This window comes from Tenacibaculum dicentrarchi, from assembly GCF_964036635.1.
Taxonomy (GTDB): domain Bacteria; phylum Bacteroidota; class Bacteroidia; order Flavobacteriales; family Flavobacteriaceae; genus Polaribacter; species Polaribacter dicentrarchi.
In genome coordinates, this window is record NZ_OZ038524.1 from 2,081,486 (window position 1) to 2,101,829 (window position 20,344).

Consider the following 20,344-nt stretch of genomic DNA (forward strand, 5'->3'; position numbering starts at 1 on the left):
AAAAACTTATTTATATAAAAAAACTCAGGATTTTATCCTGAGTTTTTTTATAACCTATTTTTAAAAATTAATTAACATTTTTTTTCATTTTCAAAGCACCAACAGTTACTTTTATAACAAAATAACAGAAATAACCAATTCCTACTGAAAATACGGTATCTCCAATCATACGCATCCATTTTAAGGTTTGCACTGTTGGGCTGTATAATAATTCCGCATCTCTTGCAAATGAATATCCTTTGGTAATTGAAGTATATGCCTGTATAATTCCTACGGGAAGCATGCTTAATACAATCATCAAAATTAAACCGATATTTAAAAGCCAAAATGAATTTCTAATTAGTTTTTCATTCCATAATTCATCTGAATAAAAACGTAAACATATCAAAATAAATCCCATTCCTAACATTCCATAAACTCCAAATAATGCAGCATGTGCATGTACAGCAGTGGTATTTAATCCTTGAATATAGTACAATGCAATTGGTGGATTAATTAAAAACCCTAAAACTCCTGCCCCTAACATATTCCAAAATGCTACTGATATAAAGAAATATATAGGCCATTTATAACGCTGTATCCAGTTATTTCCTTTTAATAAATTCCAGTTTTCACGAATTTCAAAGCCCATTAAAGTTAATGGAACTACTTCTAAAGCACTAAAAGTTGCCCCTAAAGCAATTGCCTGTACTGGTGTTCCTGAATAATATAAATGATGAAGTGTTCCTATAATTCCTCCTGATAAAAATATAGTTGCTGATGCTACCGATACTTTCCCTGCTGTTTTCATTGATATTACTTTCATTCTTGAAAAAATATAGGCAATTATTACAGTTGCAAATACTTCAAAAAATCCTTCTACCCATAAATGTACCAACCACCAACGCCAGTAATTAATTACAGGTAATGTACTATTTTCGCCATACATCAATCCTGAGAAAAAGAACATCCCAATAGCAATTACTGCTATTAATAAGATAATTAATAAATGTTTTGAATCATCTTTTTTACGAATTCCATATAGTACGTGTCTTCCAACCATAAACATCCATAAAACTAAACCAATACCTAAAAATATTTGCCAAAAACGCCCTAAATCCATGTATTCATACCCTTGGTGCCCAAAGAAAAAATTCGTTGTTAAGTCTAAAAACTGATGAATTCCTAACCATTCTCCTAGCATAGAACCTAATACAATTATCAATAAAGCTACGAATAAAAAATTAATACCAAATACTTGATATTTCATTTCTTTTCCACTAATTATAGGTGCTAAAAATAATCCTGTTGCTAACCAAGTGGCAGCAATCCAAAAAACTGCTAATTGCGTATGCCAAGTTCTAGTTACTGAATACGGTAAAAATTCTGATAAATTAAAGCCAAAAAAAGCCTGTCCTTCTACCGTATAATGTACCGTTACAATACCTAAAATTACTTGTAATGCAATTAATAATGAAATAACAATAAAATATTTTAATACTGCTTTTTGCGATTTAAACATTTTCATGTTTAATAACGGATCTGATTTTGGGTTGGTAACTGCCTCTACTTTTTCATGATTTACAATATAATAATAAGTTAAAAGCCCTATAAATAATAGTAATAATATAATTGAAAAACCTGACCATAATTGAGAATCGGCTGTAATCGTGTTATCAATTAATGGTTCGTGAGGCCAATTTGACGTATATGTATAATCTTTATTGGGTCTATTGGTACTCGCTGCCCATGATGTCCAGAATAAAAAAGCATTTAACTTACTTAATTTATCAACATTAGTTAAAGCTCCTTTTGGAATTGCATATTGCTCATATCCTTCAGAAAAAATACTAGCATAATATTTTGAATTTTCTTTAATCGCTAGTAATCTTTCATCTGATATTTGAATTTTTCCTGTACTTGTATCATAGGTATTGGTTTTAATATTTTTAATTAATCGTGCTTTTAATGCTGCTTTTTGCTCTACATTTAAAACATCATATCCTGTATTAAAATCTTTTTTCGCCCAATAATTTAACAGAAATACGGCTTCTTTATGAATCCAATCGGCCGACCAATCTGGAGCAACATAACTACCATGCCCCCAAATAGAACCTACTTCCATTCCTCCTATTGATTCCCAAACATTTTGCCCTATTTGAATATCTTCTTTTGTGTAAACAACTTCGCCTGTATTTTTTACCGTTACCATGTTTGGTATCGGTGGCTGGGTTTGATAAACTTCCGTTCCTACCCAAATTAACGCCACAAAGGATAGTACTACTACAGCTATAAACCATGTCCAAATTTTTCTCATTATTACTTTTTATTTAATTTTAATTATTATTTTTAATCTCCCCTACATAAAAGTATAAAAAGATATTTTTATCTTTTATTAATATAAATTTTAGATTTTGGTTACCTCTTTAACCAAAAAGTATTCTTTTTATCTTCTGAATATAAAATATCATATAAAGTGGTTTCTTCTAGCATTACTTTTAAACTTTCTCTTATTTCGATAAACTTTATATGTAAAGGACACGGTGAGTTATGGTCACATTGTTTTAATCCTAAAGCACATCCCGTATAAATAGTATCACCATCTAATACTGATACGATATTACTTAGTTTTATTTTTTTTAAATTTACTTCTTCAATAAAAAAACCTCCATGTGGTCCTTTTAAAGAACTTGCTATATTATTTTTCGTTAAAATTTGTAATATTTTACCTGTAAATGGTTCAGGAGAGTCAATAGCACTTGCAATTTCTTTAAGCCCTACTTTTTTCTTCAAACTAGATTGCTCTGCGATATAAATAGCTGCTCTTAAACCATATTCACAAGATTTTGAAAACATATATAATTTTTACAAGTTTTAAAATTCAAAAGTAAGAAATAATTCCTAATAAAAAAGATAATAATATCTTTTATTAAAATTTGATAAAATAAAAAAACGTCTAATTATAGACGTTTTTTATTTTTTAAGCTTCCCCTGTTGTTCCTCCAAAATTCATTGGAATAGGTGGCTGTTCGTAATCTTTTATTTCACCATTTGTTTGTTCAAATTTTTGAACATTTTCAACCAAAGCTTTTGCAAGTCTTTTAGCATGTTGTGGTGTTAAAATAATTCTTGATTTTACCTTTGGTTTTGGAATACCTGGCATAATATTGATAAAATCAACGATAAATTCTGATAATGAATGATTGATTACCGCTAAATTACTATAGGTTCCTTCAGCAATATCTTGATCTAATTCAATATTTAATTGTGGGTCTTTATTGTTTTCCATAATATTAATAAAAAAAAAGGCCTCTAAAAATTTAGAGGCCTTTAGGTATTAAAAAATTATAAATTTTCTTCCATTTCTTCTCTAGGTCCTACAATTTGCTTATCGTAAGATCTCATTCCTGTACCTGCTGGAATACGTTTACCAACAATTACATTTTCTTTTAATCCTTCTAAGGTATCAATTTTACCGTTTACTGCGGCTTCATTTAATACTTTAGTAGTTTCCTGGAACGACGCTGCCGATATAAATGATTTCGTTTGTAACGAAGCTCTAGTAATCCCTTGTAAAATTTGTTCAGCTGTTGCTGGTTTCGCTTCACGAGCGGCTACTAAATTTTTATCTGCTCTACGTAAAATAGAATTTTCATCTCTTAATTGACGTGCCGAAACAATCTGTCCTGCTTGTAAATTTTCAGAATCTCCTGCATCTTCAACAACTTTCATTCCGTAGATAGCATCGTTATCTTTGATAAAGTCATTTTTGTGAATTAATTGATTTTCTAGTAATAAGGTATCTCCAGAATCAATAATTCTAACTTTACGCATCATTTGACGTACTACTACTTCGAAATGCTTGTCATTAATTTTTACACCTTGTAAACGATATACTTCTTGAATTTCATTTACTAAATATTCTTGTACCGCTGAAGGTCCTTGAATATTTAAAATATCTACTGGAGTAGTTGCTCCATCAGATAAAGGCATACCTGCTTTAATAAAATCGTTCTCTTGAACTAAAATTTGGTTCGATAATTTCACTAAATATTTAGTAATATCTCCTGTTTTAGATTCAATAATAATTTCACGATTACCTCGCTTAATTTTACCGAAAGATACTACACCATCAATCTGAGCAATTACTGCTGGATTAGATGGGTTACGTGCTTCAAATAATTCTGTTACACGTGGTAAACCTCCTGTAATATCGCCTGCTTTACCAGACTTACGTGGAATTTTAACTAAAGTATGACCTGTTGGAACTTTATCACCATCACTAACCATTAAGTGAGCACCTACAGGTAAACTGTACGAACGTAACGCATTACCATCAGCATCTTCAATAATTAATGAAGCAATGATTTTTTTATTTTTAGAGTCAATCATTACTTTCTCTTGGAAACCAGTTTGCTCATCAACTTCAACAGAGTAATTAATACCTTGTTCTAAGTTGTTAAACTTCACTCTTCCTCCAAATTCAGAAACAATAACCCCGTTAAATGGATCCCATTGACATACTGCATCTCCTTTTTTGATAGTTTTCATATCTTTATTAAAGATAATTGAACCGTAAGGAATAATATTAGTACTTAATACGATTTCTGTCTTTTTGTCGATAATTTTGATTTCAGCAGTACGTGAAATAACTATTTCTATTTCATTTCCTTCTTTATCTTTACCAACAACAGTACGTAAATCTTCTATTTTAACGTTACCTTCATATTTTGCAATCAACTTATTCTCTTCAGAAATGTTTCCTGCTACCCCTCCAACGTGGAAAGTACGTAATGTTAACTGTGTACCAGGCTCTCCAATAGATTGTGCTGCAATTACACCAACTGCTTCACCTCTTTGAACTTTTTTACCTGTTGATAATGATTGTCCGTAACATTTTTCACAAATTCCTCTTTCAGATTCACAAGTTAATGCCGAACGAACTTCAACTTTATCAATACCGCTTGCTTGAATTTCATCTGCTAATTTTGATGTAATTAACTCACCTGCAGCAATAATCATATCATCAGAATTAGGTGCATATACATCATTTAAAGATGTACGACCTGTAATTCTATCGCTTAAAGATTCAACGATTTCATCATTTTTCTTTAAAGGAGCAACTTCTAATCCTCTTAAAGTACCACAATCAACTTCGTTTACAATAACATCTTGCGATACATCTACTAAACGACGAGTTAAATAACCTGCATCGGCTGTTTTTAATGCCGTATCCGCTAAACCTTTACGAGCACCGTGAGTTGAGATAAAGTATTCAAGAATTGATAACCCTTCCTTAAAGTTAGAAAGAATCGGATTCTCAATAATTTCTCCACCACCTGCAGTAGATTTTTTAGGTTTTGCCATTAATCCACGCATACCTGTTAACTGACGAATCTGTTCTTTAGAACCCCTTGCTCCAGAATCAAGCATCATGAATACCGAGTTAAACCCTTGTTGGTCTTCACGTAAACGTTTCATAGATAATTCTGTTAATCTGTTATTTGCAGACCCCCAAATATCAATTACCTGATTGTAACGTTCTTTATTTGTTAACATTCCCATGTTATAGTTAGATACAATTGCATCAACCTCTTTATTGGCTGCAGCAATCATTCCTTCCTTTTCTTCAGGAATAATAATATCTCCTAATGAGAAAGATAAACCACCTTCAAAGGCGTATTTATATCCCATATTTTTAATTTCATCTAAGAAATCTCCTACAGCAGGAATATTAGTTACTTTTAAAATGTCACCAATAATACCTCTTAATGATTTTTTAGTTAAAACCTCATTAATATATCCAGCTTCTTTTGGTACTTTTTCATTAAATAAAACTCTACCAACCGTAGTTGCTACAATTCTAGTTACGTGCTCACCATCTACAACATCTGCTGTACGAACTTTTATACCTGCGTTTAAGTCTACTCTTTCTTCATTTAAGGCGATAATTACCTCTTCTGGAGAATAAAAAGTTAATCCTTCACCTTTAATAATCACTTCAGGTGTAGATTTTCTTTCTTTAGTCATATAATAAAGACCCAATACCATATCCTGAGATGGTACCGTTACTGGTGCTCCATTTGCAGGATTTAAAATATTGTGAGAACCTAACATTAAAATCTGAGCTTCTAAAATAGCTTCAGGTCCTAATGGTAAGTGAACAGCCATTTGATCTCCATCAAAATCCGCATTAAATGCCGAACATGCTAATGGATGTAAACGAATCGCTTTTCCTTCAATTAATTTTGGTTGAAAAGATTGAATACCTAAACGGTGTAATGTAGGGGCACGGTTTAATAAAACAGGATGTCCTTTAATTACATTTTCTAAGATATCCCAAACAACTGGTTCTTTCCTATCTATAATTTTCTTTGCAGATTTTACAGTTTTAACAATACCTCTTTCGATTAATTTTCGAATAACAAAAGGCTTGTATAATTCTGCTGCCATATCTTTTGGCAATCCACATTCGAATAATCTTAATTCTGGTCCAACAACAATTACCGAACGTGCAGAATAATCAACACGCTTACCTAATAAGTTTTGACGGAAACGACCTTGTTTCCCTTTTAAACTATCAGATAAAGATTTTAAAGGTCTGTTAGATTCTGTTTTTACTGCTGATGATTTACGTGTGTTATCAAATAAAGAATCTACTGATTCTTGTAACATACGTTTTTCATTACGTAAAATAACCTCAGGTGCTTTAATTTCCATTAATCGTTTTAAACGATTATTACGGATAATTACACGACGGTATAAATCATTTAAATCTGAAGTAGCAAAACGACCACCATCTAATGGCACTAAAGGACGTAATTCTGGCGGTATAACTGGTACAGCCTTCATTATCATCCACTCAGGATTGTTTTCTCTATTTTTTTGAGAATCTCTAAAAGCTTCAACAACATTTAAACGCTTTAATGCTTCGTTTTTACGTTGCTTAGAAGTTTCAGTATTTGCTTTATGACGTAATTCAAATGATAAAGAGTCTAAATCAATTCTTTCTAATAAATCGATTAAACATTCAGCTCCCATTTTAGCGATAAACTTAGTTGGGTCGCTATCATCTAAATACATGTTTTCTTGTGGAAGTGCATCTAAAATATCTAAATACTCTTCTTCTGTTAAGAAGTCCATTTTATTTAATGACTCTCCTTCAGCAGTTTTAGCATCACCTGGTTGAATTACTACATAACGTTCGTAGTAAATAATCATATCTAACTTTTTAGACGGTAAACCTAAAAGGTACCCCATTTTGTTAGGTAATGATCTAAAATACCAAATGTGTGCTACTGGTACTACTAAATTAATGTGACCTACTCTGTCTCTACGTACTTTTTTCTCAGTAACTTCAACTCCACATCGATCACAAATGATTCCTTTATAACGGATTCTTTTGTATTTACCACACGCACACTCATAATCCTTTATAGGACCAAATATACGCTCACAAAATAAACCATCTCTTTCTGGTTTATGTGTACGGTAATTAATAGTTTCTGGTTTTAAAACCTCACCTCTTGACGCCTCTAAAATAGACTCAGGTGATGCTAAACCAATTGAAATTTTGTTAAACTTTTTAACAGTGTATTTTTCGTTCTTTCTTGCCATAATAAGTAATGGATTCGAATTAAAAATTGCCTCTAAATGAGACGTATATTTAAAATGATTTATCATTCGGTAAATTTAATTACCGAATGATATTTCACTGTTTGTTATTCCTCTAATTTAACATCTAATCCTAAACCTTTCAGTTCGTGCATTAATACATTAAATGATTCTGGTAAACCTGGTTCTGGCATAGTTTCACCTTTTACGATTGCTTCGTAAGTTTTGGCTCTACCTAATACATCATCAGATTTAACGGTTAAGATTTCTCTTAAGATACTTGATGCACCATATGCTTCAAGTGCCCAAACTTCCATCTCTCCAAAACGCTGACCTCCAAATTGAGCTTTACCTCCAAGTGGTTGCTGCGTAATTAATGAATAAGGACCAATAGAACGCGCATGCATTTTATCTTCAATCATGTGACCTAACTTAATCATATAAATGATACCTACCGTTGCTGGTTGATCGAAACGTTTTCCTGTACCTCCATCATATAAATATGTATGTCCGTAACGTGGAATTCCTGCTTTATCAGTTAACTCGTTTATTTGGTCGATGTTTGCTCCATCAAAAATTGGTGTTGCATACTTCTGATCTAATTTTTGACCTGCCCATCCAAGAACAGTTTCATAAATCTGACCAATATTCATACGAGATGGTACCCCTAATGGATTTAATACAATATCAACAGGTGTTCCGTCTGCTAAGAAAGGCATATCTTCAGCTCTAACAATACGAGCAACAATACCTTTATTTCCGTGACGTCCTGCCATCTTATCTCCTACTTTTAATTTACGTTTTTTAGCAACATAAATTTTTGCAAGTTTTAAGATTCCTGCTGGTAATTCATCACCTACAGAAATTGTAAATTTCTCACGACGTAAAGAACCTTGTAAATCGTTAACTTTAATTTTATAATTGTGAACTAATTCAACAACTAATCTATTTAAGTCTTTATCGGTAGTCCAAGTTCCGTGTAAGTGCGTAAAATCACCTACAGAATTTAACATTTTTTGAGTGAATTTTTTACCTTTTGGTAATACTTCCTCTCCTAAATCATTAAATACCCCTTGAGAAGTTTTTCCTGTAATTAGATTAAATAATTTTTCAATTAATAAATCTTTTAAATCTTCAAACTTGTGTACATAAGATGCTTCTAAAACAGCAATAGCTTCTTTATCTCTTGCTCGTTTTGTTTTATCTTTTACAGCACGTTGGAATAATTTTTTATTAATTACTACCCCTCTTAATGATGGAGAAGCTTTTAGTGATGCATCTTTTACATCACCTGCTTTATCACCAAAGATAGCTCTTAATAATTTTTCTTCAGGAGTTGGGTCAGATTCACCTTTTGGAGTAATTTTACCAATTAAGATATCTCCTGGATTAACCTCTGCTCCAATACGAATCATTCCATTTTCATCTAAGTCTTTAGTAGCCTCTTCTGAAACGTTAGGAATATCGTTTGTTAACTCTTCAGCTCCTAATTTCGTATCACGAACATCTAAAGAATATTCGTCAATATGAATAGAAGTAAAGATATCTTCACGAACAACTTTTTCAGAAATTACAATCGCATCCTCAAAGTTATACCCTTTCCAAGGCATAAAGGCTACTTTCATATTTCTACCTAAAGCTAATTCTCCTTTTTGTGTTGCATATCCTTCACAAAGTACTTGACCTTCTTCAACTCTATCTCCAACTTTAACAATTGGTTTTAGGTTAATGTTCGTACCTTGATTTGTTTTTCTAAACTTAATTAAGTTATAAGAAATATCATCTGAATCAAAGCTTACTAAACGCTCTTCATCTGATCTATCATACTTAATTCTTATTTTATTCGCATCAACATACTCAATAACACCAGGTCCTTCAGCATTAATTAAAATACGAGAATCTTTTGCAACTCTACGCTCTAATCCTGTACCTACAATTGGAGACTCTGGACGTAATAATGGAACTGCTTGACGCATCATGTTCGATCCCATTAAGGCTCTATTGGCATCATCATGCTCTAAGAAAGGAATTAATGATGCTGATATAGATGCTATCTGGTTAGGGGCAACATCCATATAATCAATTTCAGTAGGTGTTACTACAGGGAAATCTCCCCCTTCACGTGAAATTAATTTATCTCCAACAAAATCTCCAGCTGCACTTACCTCTAAATTAGATTGTGCAAACTTCATTCCTTCTTCTTCTTCAGCACTTAAATAAATATGCTCTTGGTGTACATCTACGTTTCCTTCGATAACCTTTTTATAAGGAGTTTCGATAAAACCTAAACTGTTAACCTTTGCAAATACTGCTAAAGATGAAATTAATCCAATATTCGGTCCCTCAGGAGTTTCAATTGGACATAAACGTCCGTAGTGTGTATAGTGAACATCACGAACCTCGAATCCTGCTCTTTCTCTAGATAATCCTCCAGGTCCTAGTGCTGATAAACGACGTTTGTGTGTAATCTCAGCTAATGGATTGGTTTGATCCATAAATTGAGATAACTGGTTAGTTCCAAAAAACGAATTAATAACTGAAGATAAGGTCTTCGCATTAATTAAATCAATAGGAGTAAACACCTCATTATCACGCACATTCATTCTTTCACGAATAGTACGAGCCATACGAGCTAAACCTACACCAAACTGACCTGCTAATTGTTCACCAACAGTTCTTACACGACGGTTAGATAAGTGATCAATATCATCTACTTCTGCTTTTGAGTTAATTAACTCAATTAAGTATTTGATAATGGTAATAATATCATTTTTAGTTAATACCTTCTGATCAATCGGCTCATTTAACTGTAACTTGGTGTTCATTCTAAAACGACCAACTTCACCTAAACTATAACGTTGCTCAGAGAAGAATAATTTTTCAATAATTCCTCTTGCTGTCTCCTCATCTGGCGGCTCAGCATTACGTAATTGTCTGTAGACGTGTTCTACTGCTTCTTTTTCAGAATTCGTAGGATCTTTCTGCAGTGTATTATGAATGATGGCATAATCGGCCATGTCATTATCTACCTTATGTAATAAGATAGTTTTAGCACCTGCATCAATTATTTCATCAATATGTTCTTTCTCTATGATTGTATCACGGTCGAAAACAATTTCGTTACGTTCAATAGACACCACTTCACCGGTATCTTCATCTACGAAATCTTCATGCCAAGTTTTTAGAACCCTAGCTGCTAGTTTACGCCCTAATACTTTTTTTAATCCTGCTTTAGAAACCTTAATTTCTTCTGCTAAATCAAAAATCTCTAATATATCTTTATCTCTTTCAAAACCAATGGCTCTGAATAACGTAGTTACTGGTAGTTTTTTCTTTCTATCAATATAAGCGTACATTACCTGATTGATATCAGTTGCAAATTCTATCCAAGATCCTTTAAAAGGAATTACTCTTGCAGAATACAACTTAGTTCCATTTGCATGGAAAGATTGTCCAAAAAACACCCCTGGTGAACGGTGTAATTGAGATACAACAACTCTTTCAGCTCCATTAATAATGAAGGTTCCAGAATTTGTCATATAAGGAATTGTTCCTAAATACACATCTTGAACAATAGTTTCAAAATCTTCATGCTCAGGATCTGTACAATAAAGTTTTAACCTTGCTTTTAAAGGCACACTATGTGTTAAACCTCTTTCAATACATTCTTGAATGCTATATCTTGGTGGATCTACAAAGTAGTCTAAAAATTCTAATACAAATTGATTACGGGTATCTGTAATCGGAAAGTTATCCATGAAGGTTTTATACAAACCTTCTTCACCTCGCTCATCAGCTTTGGTTTGCAATTGGAAAAAATCTTGGAAAGATTTCACCTGAATATCCAAAAAGTCTGGATAATCGGTACCTAATTGCGATGATGCGAAGTTAATTCTTTCAGTAGTGTTTATCGTTGCCAAAAGAGATGCTATTTTTAAATTAAAAATATTATTTTTTGAAACTATCTCGTTTCAATAATGCAATTTTAATTGCTTTGCTAACTTAACGTTAGCTCTTTACAGTCGTACTATTACAATGTTACTTATGTAATAAAATAAAGAACGAATATATACACAAAATGGTTTAGGACCAGAAACAGATGTTTCTAGTACCTAAACCTTAATTGTTTTACCTAGTTAAAACCAGGAATATAGATTACTTAATCTCTGCTTCAGCTCCTGCTTCTTCTAAAGATTTTAAAAGACCTTCAGCCTCATCTTTAGATACTCCTTCTTTTACTGGTGCTGGTGCGCTATCAACGATTGCTTTAGCTTCTTTTAACCCTAATCCAGTTAATTCTTTAACTAATTTTACTACAGCTAATTTAGAACCACCTGCTGCTTTTAAAATAACATCAAATTCAGTTTGCTCATCTGCTGCATCTCCTCCTGCTGCTGGTCCTGCTACTGCTACAGCTGCTGCTGCTGGCTCAATACCATACTCATCTTTTAAAATATCAGCTAATTCATTAACCTCTTTTACTGTTAAGTTAACTAATTGCTCTGCGAAATCTTTTAATTCTGCCATTTTAATTGTGTTTTGAAATTTATTATTTAGTTTATTTGTGCGCGTGCTTATTTGTCTGATAATGTCTTTAAGATACCAGATAATTTGTTACCTCCTGATTGTAATGCTGAAACAACATTTTTAGCAGGCGATTGTAATAATGAGATAATATCTCCAATAAGTTCTTCTCTAGATTTAATGTTAACTAATGCGTCTAATTGGTCATCTCCAACATAAACAGACTCTTCAACAAAAGCACCTTTTAATAGAGGCTTTTCTGATTTTTTTCTGAACTCTTTGATAACTTTAGCAGGAGCGTTAGACACCTCTGAAATCATCATTGAAGTATTCCCTTTTAAAACAGCTGGTAAATCTCCGAAATCTTTATCAGAAGCTTCCATTGCTTTTGATAGCAATGTGTTTTTAATAACAGATAATTCTACGTTTGCTTTAAAACAAGCTCTTCTTAAGTTTGAAGTAGTAACAGCATCTAATCCAGAAATATCTGCTAAATAGATGGTACCTGTATCTGCTAATCTTGCTGTTAAATCTTGTATTACTTGTAATTTGTCTTCTCTTGTCATAATTAAAAGTTTAAGTGCCTATGATATAGATTTTTCATCTACAGCAATACTAGGACTCATAGTTGAAGACATAAATATACTCTTTATATAATCTCCTTTAGCCGCTGTTGGCTTTAATTTAACTAACGTTTGTAATAACTCATTTGCATTTTCCTGAATCTTCTGAGCATCAAAAGACACTTTTCCGATAGCAGCATGTACAATACCTGTTTTATCAACTTTAAAGTCAATTTTACCAGCTTTAACTTCTTGTACTGCTTTTGCAACATTCATAGTTACTGTACCTGTCTTTGGGTTAGGCATTAAACCTCTTGGTCCTAAAACACGACCTAAAGGACCTAACTTCCCCATAACACTAGGCATAGTTATAATCACATCAACATCAGTCCAACCTCCTTTAATTTTTTGAAGGTATTCATCCAACCCAACATAATCAGCACCAGCTGCAACAGCTTCTGCTTCTTTATCAGGCGTAACTAATGCTAATACTTTTACATCTTTTCCTGTTCCATGAGGTAATGTTACAACTCCACGTACCATTTGATTTGCTTTACGAGGATCAACTCCTAAACGTACTGCTAAATCTACAGATGCGTCAAATTTTACAGTTGTAATTTCTTTAACTAAGGTTGCTGCATCGTTTAAGCTGTAAACTTTAGAGCTATCTACCTTAGAACGAGCTTCTTTTTGCTTTCTAGTAATTGCCATTTCTAAATATCTTTTAAAGTTTAAGCAGGTGCATTACCTGTCACTGTTAATCCCATAGAACGAGCGGTTCCGGCTATCATTTTCATTGCAGATTCAACTTTAAAGGCATTCATATCTACCATTTTGTCTTCTGCAATTACTTGAATTTGATCCCAAGAAACACTTGCTACTTTTTTCCTATTTGGTTCCCCAGAACCTTTCTTAATTTTGGCCGCTTCTAACAATTGTACTGCAGCTGGTGGTGTTTTTACAACAAACTCAAAAGATTTGTCTTTATAAACAGTAATCACAACAGGTAAAACTTTACCTTGTTTGTCCTGTGTACGAGCATTAAATTGCTTACAGAACTCCATGATATTAACACCGGCAGCACCTAAAGCGGGTCCAACTGGTGGCGACGGATTCGCAGCACCTCCCCTAACTTGTAGTTTAACTAACTTACTTATTTCTTTTGCCATTGTTTAAGATTTAAAAACGATATATTTAAAATGGAAGCTTTAAACACATCTAAATATAGGTGTAACGATTATATTTTTTCTACTTGCATATAGTTTAATTCTAATGGAGTTTTTCTTCCGAAAATTTTAACCATTACTTCTAACTTACGCTTTTCCTCATTAACTTTTTCAACAATTCCATCAAAACCATTAAAAGGACCATCAATTACTTTTACTGTTTCACCAGTATTAAAAGGAATTGCAATATTTTCATCTTTTACAGAAAGTTCATCAACTTTTCCTAACATCCTATTTACTTCTGATTTACGCATAGGCACTGGTTCACCACCTTTTGTTTCACCTAAAAAACCAATAACGCCTGTTACTGATTTTATCACATGAGGTACTTCTCCAGCTAAATTAGCTTCTACCATTACATATCCAGGAAAATAGACTCTTTCTCTGTTAACTTTCTTTCCGTTTCTTACTTGAATAACTTTTTCTGTAGGAACAATAACTTTACTTACAAAATCAGACAAACCAAAACGAGCGATTTCTGTCTCAATATAAGTTTTAACCTTATTTTCTTGACCACCAACAGCTCTTACCACATACCACTTCATTACTGAGTCAGCCATCATTTAAAACATTTTAAAGAAATTATCTAATCCTGTTTGAAAAACCTTATCTACTCCTGCTACGACTAAGGCAAAAACAATTGTAAACGCCGCAACAATTACAGTAGACTTTTGAGCCTCTTCACGAGAAGCCCAAGTCATATTTGTATTTAATTCTTCAAAAGAACCTTTGATGTATTGTATAAAGTTATTCATTTTGTTATTCTTTTAGCGAGCTATAATTCATCATTATAACTCGCTTTAATTATGCACGGACGGAGAGATTCGAACTCCCGACAGCTGGTTTTGGAGACCAGTGCTCTACCGCTGAACTACGTCCGTATTTTATTTTAAAAGGAGCCTCTCATTTAAGAGACTCCTTTTCTATAGTGTAAACTAATAAATTAGTCTAAAATCTCAGTAACCTGACCTGCACCTACTGTTCTACCACCTTCACGGATAGCAAACTGTAAACCTAAGTTTAATGCAATTGGCTGGATTAATTCAACTGTAATAGTTAAGTTATCACCAGGCATAACCATCTCTACACCTTCTGGCAAGAAAATATTTCCTGTCACATCAGTAGTACGTACATAAAACTGAGGGCGATAGTTATTATGGAATGGAGTGTGACGTCCACCTTCTTCTTTTTTCAATACATACACCTCAGCCTTAAACTTAGCGTGTGGAGTTATAGAACCTGGCTTACAGATTACCATACCTCTTTTAATATCTTCTTTAGCAATACCTCTCAACAAGATACCTGCATTATCTCCTGCCTCACCTCTATCTAAGATTTGACGAAACATTTCAATACCAGTAACTGTAGAAGCTAACTTTTCAGTACCCATACCGATAATATCTACAGCGTCACCAGAATTGATTATCCCTGTTTCAATACGACCAGTTGCAACAGTACCACGACCAGTAATAGAAAAAACATCTTCAATAGGCATTAAGAAATCTTTTTCAGTCTCTCTTAAAGGCTCTTCAACCCAAGAATCAACTGCTTCCATCAACTCTAATACAGTGTTAACCCATTTTTCCTCACCATTTAAAGCTCCTAAAGCAGAACCAGCAACAACAGGACCATTATCTCCATCATACTCATAGAAAGATAATAATTCTCTTACCTCCATCTCTACTAACTCTAACAACTCCTCATCATCAACCATATCAACCTTGTTCAAGAAAACAACGATACGTGGAATACCTACCTGACGACCTAATAAGATATGCTCACGAGTTTGTGGCATAGGACCATCAGTTGCAGCTACTACTAAAATAGCTCCATCCATCTGAGCAGCACCTGTAACCATGTTCTTAACATAATCGGCGTGACCTGGACAATCTACGTGTGCATAGTGACGGTTCTGAGTCGCATATTCAACGTGAGAAGAGTTAATTGTAATACCTCTTTCTTTTTCTTCTGGAGCATTATCGATTTGATCAAAATCTCTAGCTTCAGAGAATCCTGCATCAGCTAATACTTTTGTGATAGCAGCAGTTAATGTAGTTTTACCGTGATCTACGTGACCAATAGTACCAACATTTAAGTGGGGCTTCGAACGATCGTAAGTTTCTTTTGCCATGATTATTAATTTTAATTCTTAGTTAAATATATTTAGTATTACTTTAAATCCTTTTTTAAAAAACTCCAAAAAAGAGCCAATGATCGGATTTGAACCGATGACCTCATCCCTACCAAGGATGCGCTCTACCAACTGAGCTACACCGGCGTAGATTTTAGAGCGAAAGACCAGGTTCGAACTGGCGACATTCAGCTTGGAAGGCTGACGCTCTACCAACTGAGCTACTTTCGCATATTTTTAAAACTTTTCATCAATAATCAAAAGTTGAAGCTTGATACATTGACTAATAAGTTTTAAAAAAGTGGGGAGAGCAGGATTCGAACCTGCGAAGTCGTAAGACAACGGAGTTACAGTCCGTCCCAGTTGGCCGCTTTGGTATCTCCCCTATTTTTTTGGTACTTAATAAATAATGAACTTTTTGTTTTATTGAGCCAATGGAGGGACTCGAACCCACGACCTGCTGATTACAAATCAGCTGCTCTAGCCAGCTGAGCTACATCGGCTTTTTAATTGTCAATAAAAACAATCCGCTATTTCTAACGGATTGCAAATGTATAAAGTAATTTCTATATTTTAAAACTTTTTTCAATTTATTTTTAAAAAACTTTTATTTTTTTATTAAACTAAAATCGTTCTTTGCTTCTCTTTTGACTTTTTCAAACTTCTTTTTAATGAATCAATCGCAATGTTGACGCCTTCTTCAAAGGTTTTTGTTTGTTTTTTCACCATAAATTCATCACCTGGTATATTTATTTTGATTTCTGTTATTTTATTTTCCTTCTCACTAGTTTTCTGTACTTTTAAATATACTTCTACATCAACTATTTTATCATGGAACTTTTCTAGACCTTCAATTTTCTTTTCAATATAATCGATTAAACTTTTATCTGCTGTAAAATTTACTGACTGTGTGAATACTTTCATAATTTTTCCAATCTTTATTTTAACTCTCTAGGATGAGCTTTATTATACACTTTTTTTATTTGCTCCAAGCTATTATGCGTATATACTTGAGTTGAGGCTAAACTTGAATGCCCTAGCAATTCTTTAACCGAATTTAACGACGCACCATTATTTAATAAGTGAGTAGCAAAAGCATGCCTTAATATATGGGGGCTTTTTTTAGCTTTTGTAGATACCCTACTAAAGTACACATTTATTATTCGGTACACAAGTTTTTCGTAAATTTTAGTTCCTTTTTCTGTGATCAACAGCGCCTGTTCACCTGCCACCTCGTAAGTTCTTTTTAAAATTAAATACTCGTTTAATGTTTTTAACACTGTTGAAAGTAACATTACATAGCGTTCTTTGTTTCTTTTACCTAGTACTTTTATTACTTGTTTGCTAAAATCAATATCTTTCTCTTTAATATTAATCATTTCAATTCGTCTCATCCCTGTAGAATATAGCAATTCTACAATCAATTTATTTCTTACCGATTCGAAATTATCAGGTTCACTTAAAAGCGCAATTACTTCCTGTATTTCATCAATATCAAAAGGTGTTTGTATTTTTTTTTGAACTTTCAATGCTTTGTGTTTTGCCATTGGATTATTTTCAATAGCAGCTATTTTTTGCAAAAAAGTATAAAATGTTCTTAAAGAACTCATTTTTCGGTTTACACTTCTGTTTGATATTTCAGCATTAATAAGTGAAACGATCCAGGTTCTTATCTGATTGTAATGAATGGTTGCCAAATCTTCTTGGTCAAATTCGGTGATGCAAAAATCTTTAAAACCAAGTAAATCTATCCGATAGGCATTAATCGTATTTTTTGAATAGTTTTTTTCGTGTTCTAGGTAGTCTAAGAAAGCCGTCAATAACATAAAGCCTATTTTAATATTTTGATGCTGCTATTCTAACAGCTTTTGAAAAATAAATATACAAAAAAACCTGCATTGAAATTAATCAATACAGGTTTCTGTAAATTAATAAACTATTTCTAGCTTACTTCTTCTTTAGTTCTTAGTCCTTGAACGTAAGACGCTTTCTTCATTTGAGCACGTTTAACAACAGACGGTTTATTGAACTGTTTTTTATCACGTAGTTGTCTTAAGATTTTTACATCTCTAAACTTTCGTTTGTAACGTTTTAACGCTCTATCGATATTCTCTCCCTCTTTAATTGGAATAATTAACATATATTAGCACCTCCCTTCATTGTAGTCTCTAAATTTTTATTTTTAGGACTGCAAATGTACTGAGTCTTATTTTAATCTACAATTATTTTTATACTTATTTTAAAGTTGGTCACTGCATTAGCGATTGAAACGGCATCCTTTTTTATTTTTCATAAAAAAGATATAGTGGAAAGCGCGACCTGCAAGGGAATGCCCAAAATACCTTTTTATTAATTCAGAAATTAAGTTGCTGGCTTATACTCTTTTTTGTCGATAATCATTTTAGCAATAATCTCTTTTAGAATTTCTGAAGTTCCTCCACCAATAGGACCTAAACGGCTATCTCGTAACAAACGTGCCAACGGATACTCTTCCATATACCCATAACCACCCAATAATTGCAAGGCATCATAAATAACTTCATCCGCCATTTTGGTAGATAGCATTTTACTCATACTCGCCTCTTTTACTACGTAAACGCCATCGTTGAGTCTTTTTGTAATCGAATAATTATATTCTCGACACATATCAACTTTTGATGCCATTTCTGCCACCTTATGACGCAAGGCCTGAAACTTGTCTAGGGTTTTACCAAAAGCTTCTCTTTCGCTCATGTATTGCAAGACATAATCAACCGCATATTCGGCTCTTGCATGTGCATTAATTGCCATAATTAAACGCTCTAAAGCGAAATGTTGCATAATATAAGGAAACCCTTTTCCTTGTTCTCCCATTAAATTTTGAGCAGGAATTACCACATTGTCAAAGGCAATTTCGGCGGTATCGGAAGCTCTCCATCCTAGTTTGTCTAATTTAGTTGCTGAAACCCCTGGGGTATTTCTATCAACAATAAAGATACTCATTCCTTTGTGTTTTTCCTGCAGATTTGTTTTAGCAGCAACCACTAAATAATCTGAATATATTCCGTTGGTAATAAATGTTTTTGAACCGTTAATTACATAGGTATCATCTTTTTTAACAGCCGTGGTGCGCATTCCTGCAACATCGCTTCCCCCAAAAGGTTCTGAAATACATAGACAGCCAATTTTATCACCGTTAATACTTGGTGTTAAATAATCTTTTTTTATACGAGCATCTCCTTCTTTATTTAAATGTGTCATTGCCAAGTAAGCATGTGCCCACATAGCAGCAGCAAAACCTCCTGAGTTTACTTTTTGTAATTCTTCTAAAAAAATTACGGTATAAAAAAGATCTAATCCTAAACCTCCATATTCTTCTGGCTGATTTAATCCGAAATAACCCATTTCACCAAATTTCTTCCAAATAAAACGTTCTACCGTTCCATCTTTTTCCCATTTATTTATATGAGGAACTACTTCTTTCTGTAAAAAGCTTTTAAAACTTTCACGAAAAGATTCGTGTTCTTCTGTAAAGTACATAGTATTCATCATTATATATTCGTTTGTTGTTTGTTTATTCTGCTTTCAAATATAAAACTATTCTATCATATTTATCGATTGGAAATTCAGCGATATTTTTTATTTCTGATATATCTTGAAGTTCTGCAACTTCTTCTCTGTATTCAATAATCTTTTTACAAAGTTGATAATTAACATAAGGAATTTTTAATATTTGTTTAAATGAAGCAGTATTTATATTAATTTTAACGATTCGTTTTTCTGTTTTTGATACAGGTTTTTCTGAAAAATTTACAGCAGAAAAATCAGAATAATTTGAAGTGTGTCTTTTTTTTACTACTTCTTTTTTGCCTTTTAGTACCCAGTCTGGGAATTTAAAATACGGCGAAATTTCACTTAGTAAACTATCGGAAATATTGGTTATTTTCTGAAATTCTATCGCTGAATTTACAAATTTACCTTGTTTTCTGTAGGCGTGTAATTTATCAATTTCTAACAGACTCATGCCTAATTTACTTCCTTTAAAATCGGTTATATAATTAGGATTAAAAGGGTATTTTTTTGGTTTTTTAACTGCTAAAGCGATTGTTTTTAAACTGTCTATTTTTTGTTGAAAAGCATGAATTTCGATTGAAGTTGTAGTTATTTTTTTATCCGAGGAAAAAGCCATATAAACATAGATAACCTGAAGGATAAAAAGGATAATACACAAAAAGAAAATCCCATTTCTTTGGCGTTTGTTATACCAGAAATGGGATTTAAATAATTTCATTTTTATATTTTTTTATCTTTAATAAAAAGATTTAAAA

At 32.8% G+C, this 20,344-nt stretch carries 17 protein-coding genes and 5 tRNA genes; all 22 read right to left on the minus strand.

Features of this window, described 5'->3' with window-relative positions:
* Nucleotides 1-67 precede the first annotated feature (67 nt).
* Nucleotides 68-2,296 carry a nitric-oxide reductase large subunit gene (locus tag ABNT14_RS08995; RefSeq protein WP_101902910.1) on the minus strand — a complete coding sequence of 743 codons (2,229 nt, stop codon included), beginning with the start codon at nt 2,294-2,296 and terminating at the stop codon, nt 68-70.
* Nucleotides 2,297-2,397: 101 nt separating this feature from the next.
* Entirely contained in the window at nt 2,398-2,835 is a 438-nt protein-coding gene (locus ABNT14_RS09000) for an RrF2 family transcriptional regulator (protein ID WP_101902911.1), read from the minus strand.
* A 124-nt stretch (nt 2,836-2,959) separates the two neighbouring features.
* Complete coding sequence (locus ABNT14_RS09005) at nt 2,960-3,268, minus strand: DUF3467 domain-containing protein (RefSeq protein ID WP_101902912.1); 309 nt, start codon at nt 3,266-3,268, stop codon at nt 2,960-2,962.
* Nucleotides 3,269-3,324: 56 nt separating this feature from the next.
* Entirely contained in the window at nt 3,325-7,596 is a 4,272-nt protein-coding gene (gene rpoC / locus ABNT14_RS09010; protein ID WP_101902913.1) for a DNA-directed RNA polymerase subunit beta', read from the minus strand.
* A gap of 104 nt (nt 7,597-7,700) precedes the next feature.
* Nucleotides 7,701-11,513: a DNA-directed RNA polymerase subunit beta gene (rpoB, locus tag ABNT14_RS09015; RefSeq protein WP_101902914.1), complete on the minus strand. Its 3,813-nt coding sequence runs from the start codon at nt 11,511-11,513 to the stop codon at nt 7,701-7,703.
* A 235-nt stretch (nt 11,514-11,748) separates the two neighbouring features.
* Entirely contained in the window at nt 11,749-12,120 is a 372-nt protein-coding gene (gene rplL / locus ABNT14_RS09020; protein ID WP_058885596.1) for a 50S ribosomal protein L7/L12, read from the minus strand.
* 47 nt (nt 12,121-12,167) lie between these two features.
* Nucleotides 12,168-12,683, minus strand: coding sequence for a 50S ribosomal protein L10 (gene rplJ / locus ABNT14_RS09025; RefSeq protein WP_101902915.1), 516 nt, complete (start codon nt 12,681-12,683; stop codon nt 12,168-12,170).
* A gap of 18 nt (nt 12,684-12,701) precedes the next feature.
* Complete coding sequence (gene rplA, locus ABNT14_RS09030; RefSeq protein WP_101902916.1) at nt 12,702-13,391, minus strand: 50S ribosomal protein L1; 690 nt, start codon at nt 13,389-13,391, stop codon at nt 12,702-12,704.
* A gap of 20 nt (nt 13,392-13,411) precedes the next feature.
* Nucleotides 13,412-13,849, minus strand: coding sequence for a 50S ribosomal protein L11 (rplK, locus tag ABNT14_RS09035; RefSeq protein ID WP_058885599.1), 438 nt, complete (start codon nt 13,847-13,849; stop codon nt 13,412-13,414).
* A gap of 68 nt (nt 13,850-13,917) precedes the next feature.
* Nucleotides 13,918-14,466, minus strand: a complete 549-nt coding sequence (gene nusG, locus ABNT14_RS09040) for a transcription termination/antitermination protein NusG (RefSeq protein ID WP_058886291.1) — start codon at nt 14,464-14,466, stop codon at nt 13,918-13,920.
* A gap of 3 nt (nt 14,467-14,469) precedes the next feature.
* A complete protein-coding gene (secE, locus tag ABNT14_RS09045) occupies nt 14,470-14,661 on the minus strand; it encodes a preprotein translocase subunit SecE (RefSeq protein ID WP_058885600.1) in 192 nt (63 codons plus the stop codon).
* Nucleotides 14,662-14,715: 54 nt separating this feature from the next.
* Nucleotides 14,716-14,787: transfer RNA gene (locus tag ABNT14_RS09050), tRNA-Trp, on the minus strand.
* Nucleotides 14,788-14,849: 62 nt separating this feature from the next.
* A complete protein-coding gene (gene tuf, locus ABNT14_RS09055; protein WP_101902917.1) occupies nt 14,850-16,037 on the minus strand; it encodes an elongation factor Tu in 1,188 nt (395 codons plus the stop codon).
* 74 nt (nt 16,038-16,111) lie between these two features.
* Nucleotides 16,112-16,184 (minus strand) — tRNA-Thr (locus ABNT14_RS09060).
* Between the two features lie 11 nt (nt 16,185-16,195).
* Nucleotides 16,196-16,268 (minus strand) — tRNA-Gly (locus ABNT14_RS09065).
* A 71-nt stretch (nt 16,269-16,339) separates the two neighbouring features.
* Nucleotides 16,340-16,422, minus strand: a tRNA-Tyr gene (locus tag ABNT14_RS09070).
* Nucleotides 16,423-16,466: 44 nt separating this feature from the next.
* Nucleotides 16,467-16,540, minus strand: a tRNA-Thr gene (locus tag ABNT14_RS09075).
* A gap of 115 nt (nt 16,541-16,655) precedes the next feature.
* Nucleotides 16,656-16,961: a ribosome hibernation-promoting factor, HPF/YfiA family gene (gene hpf, locus ABNT14_RS09080; RefSeq protein WP_101902918.1), complete on the minus strand. Its 306-nt coding sequence runs from the start codon at nt 16,959-16,961 to the stop codon at nt 16,656-16,658.
* Nucleotides 16,962-16,975: 14 nt separating this feature from the next.
* A complete protein-coding gene (locus ABNT14_RS09085; protein WP_101902919.1) occupies nt 16,976-17,863 on the minus strand; it encodes a tyrosine-type recombinase/integrase in 888 nt (295 codons plus the stop codon).
* Between the two features lie 116 nt (nt 17,864-17,979).
* Nucleotides 17,980-18,177: a 30S ribosomal protein S21 gene (rpsU, locus tag ABNT14_RS09090; RefSeq protein WP_028888499.1), complete on the minus strand. Its 198-nt coding sequence runs from the start codon at nt 18,175-18,177 to the stop codon at nt 17,980-17,982.
* Nucleotides 18,178-18,398: 221 nt separating this feature from the next.
* On the minus strand, nt 18,399-19,565 hold the full coding sequence (locus ABNT14_RS09095; protein WP_101903381.1) for an acyl-CoA dehydrogenase family protein: 1,167 nt from the start codon (nt 19,563-19,565) through the stop codon (nt 18,399-18,401).
* Between the two features lie 25 nt (nt 19,566-19,590).
* Nucleotides 19,591-20,205, minus strand: a complete 615-nt coding sequence (locus tag ABNT14_RS09100) for a helix-hairpin-helix domain-containing protein (protein ID WP_234984997.1) — start codon at nt 20,203-20,205, stop codon at nt 19,591-19,593.
* Nucleotides 20,206-20,344 lie beyond the last annotated feature (139 nt).

Excerpts from the sequence above, each read along its gene's own strand:
- rplK (WP_058885599.1), bottom strand. The coding sequence starts at position 13,849 with ATGGCAAAAGAAATAAGTAAGTTAGTTAAACTACAAGTTAGGGGAGGT.
- rplA (WP_101902916.1), bottom strand. The coding sequence starts at position 13,391 with ATGGCAATTACTAGAAAGCAAAAAGAAGCTCGTTCTAAGGTAGATAGC.
- ABNT14_RS08995 (WP_101902910.1), bottom strand. The coding sequence starts at position 2,296 with ATGAGAAAAATTTGGACATGGTTTATAGCTGTAGTAGTACTATCCTTT.
- ABNT14_RS09100 (WP_234984997.1), bottom strand. The coding sequence starts at position 20,205 with ATGGCTTTTTCCTCGGATAAAAAAATAACTACAACTTCAATCGAAATT.
- nusG (WP_058886291.1), bottom strand. The coding sequence starts at position 14,466 with ATGGCTGACTCAGTAATGAAGTGGTATGTGGTAAGAGCTGTTGGTGGT.
- ABNT14_RS09000 (WP_101902911.1), bottom strand. The coding sequence starts at position 2,835 with ATGTTTTCAAAATCTTGTGAATATGGTTTAAGAGCAGCTATTTATATC.
- ABNT14_RS09085 (WP_101902919.1), bottom strand. The coding sequence starts at position 17,863 with ATGTTATTGACGGCTTTCTTAGACTACCTAGAACACGAAAAAAACTAT.
- rpsU (WP_028888499.1), bottom strand. The coding sequence starts at position 18,177 with ATGTTAATTATTCCAATTAAAGAGGGAGAGAATATCGATAGAGCGTTA.
- rplJ (WP_101902915.1), bottom strand. The coding sequence starts at position 12,683 with ATGACAAGAGAAGACAAATTACAAGTAATACAAGATTTAACAGCAAGA.
- ABNT14_RS09005 (WP_101902912.1), bottom strand. The coding sequence starts at position 3,268 with ATGGAAAACAATAAAGACCCACAATTAAATATTGAATTAGATCAAGAT.
- secE (WP_058885600.1), bottom strand. The coding sequence starts at position 14,661 with ATGAATAACTTTATACAATACATCAAAGGTTCTTTTGAAGAATTAAAT.
- ABNT14_RS09095 (WP_101903381.1), bottom strand. The coding sequence starts at position 19,565 with ATGAATACTATGTACTTTACAGAAGAACACGAATCTTTTCGTGAAAGT.
- rplL (WP_058885596.1), bottom strand. The coding sequence starts at position 12,120 with ATGGCAGAATTAAAAGATTTCGCAGAGCAATTAGTTAACTTAACAGTA.
- hpf (WP_101902918.1), bottom strand. The coding sequence starts at position 16,961 with ATGAAAGTATTCACACAGTCAGTAAATTTTACAGCAGATAAAAGTTTA.
- rpoC (WP_101902913.1), bottom strand. The coding sequence starts at position 7,596 with ATGGCAAGAAAGAACGAAAAATACACTGTTAAAAAGTTTAACAAAATT.
- tuf (WP_101902917.1), bottom strand. The coding sequence starts at position 16,037 with ATGGCAAAAGAAACTTACGATCGTTCGAAGCCCCACTTAAATGTTGGT.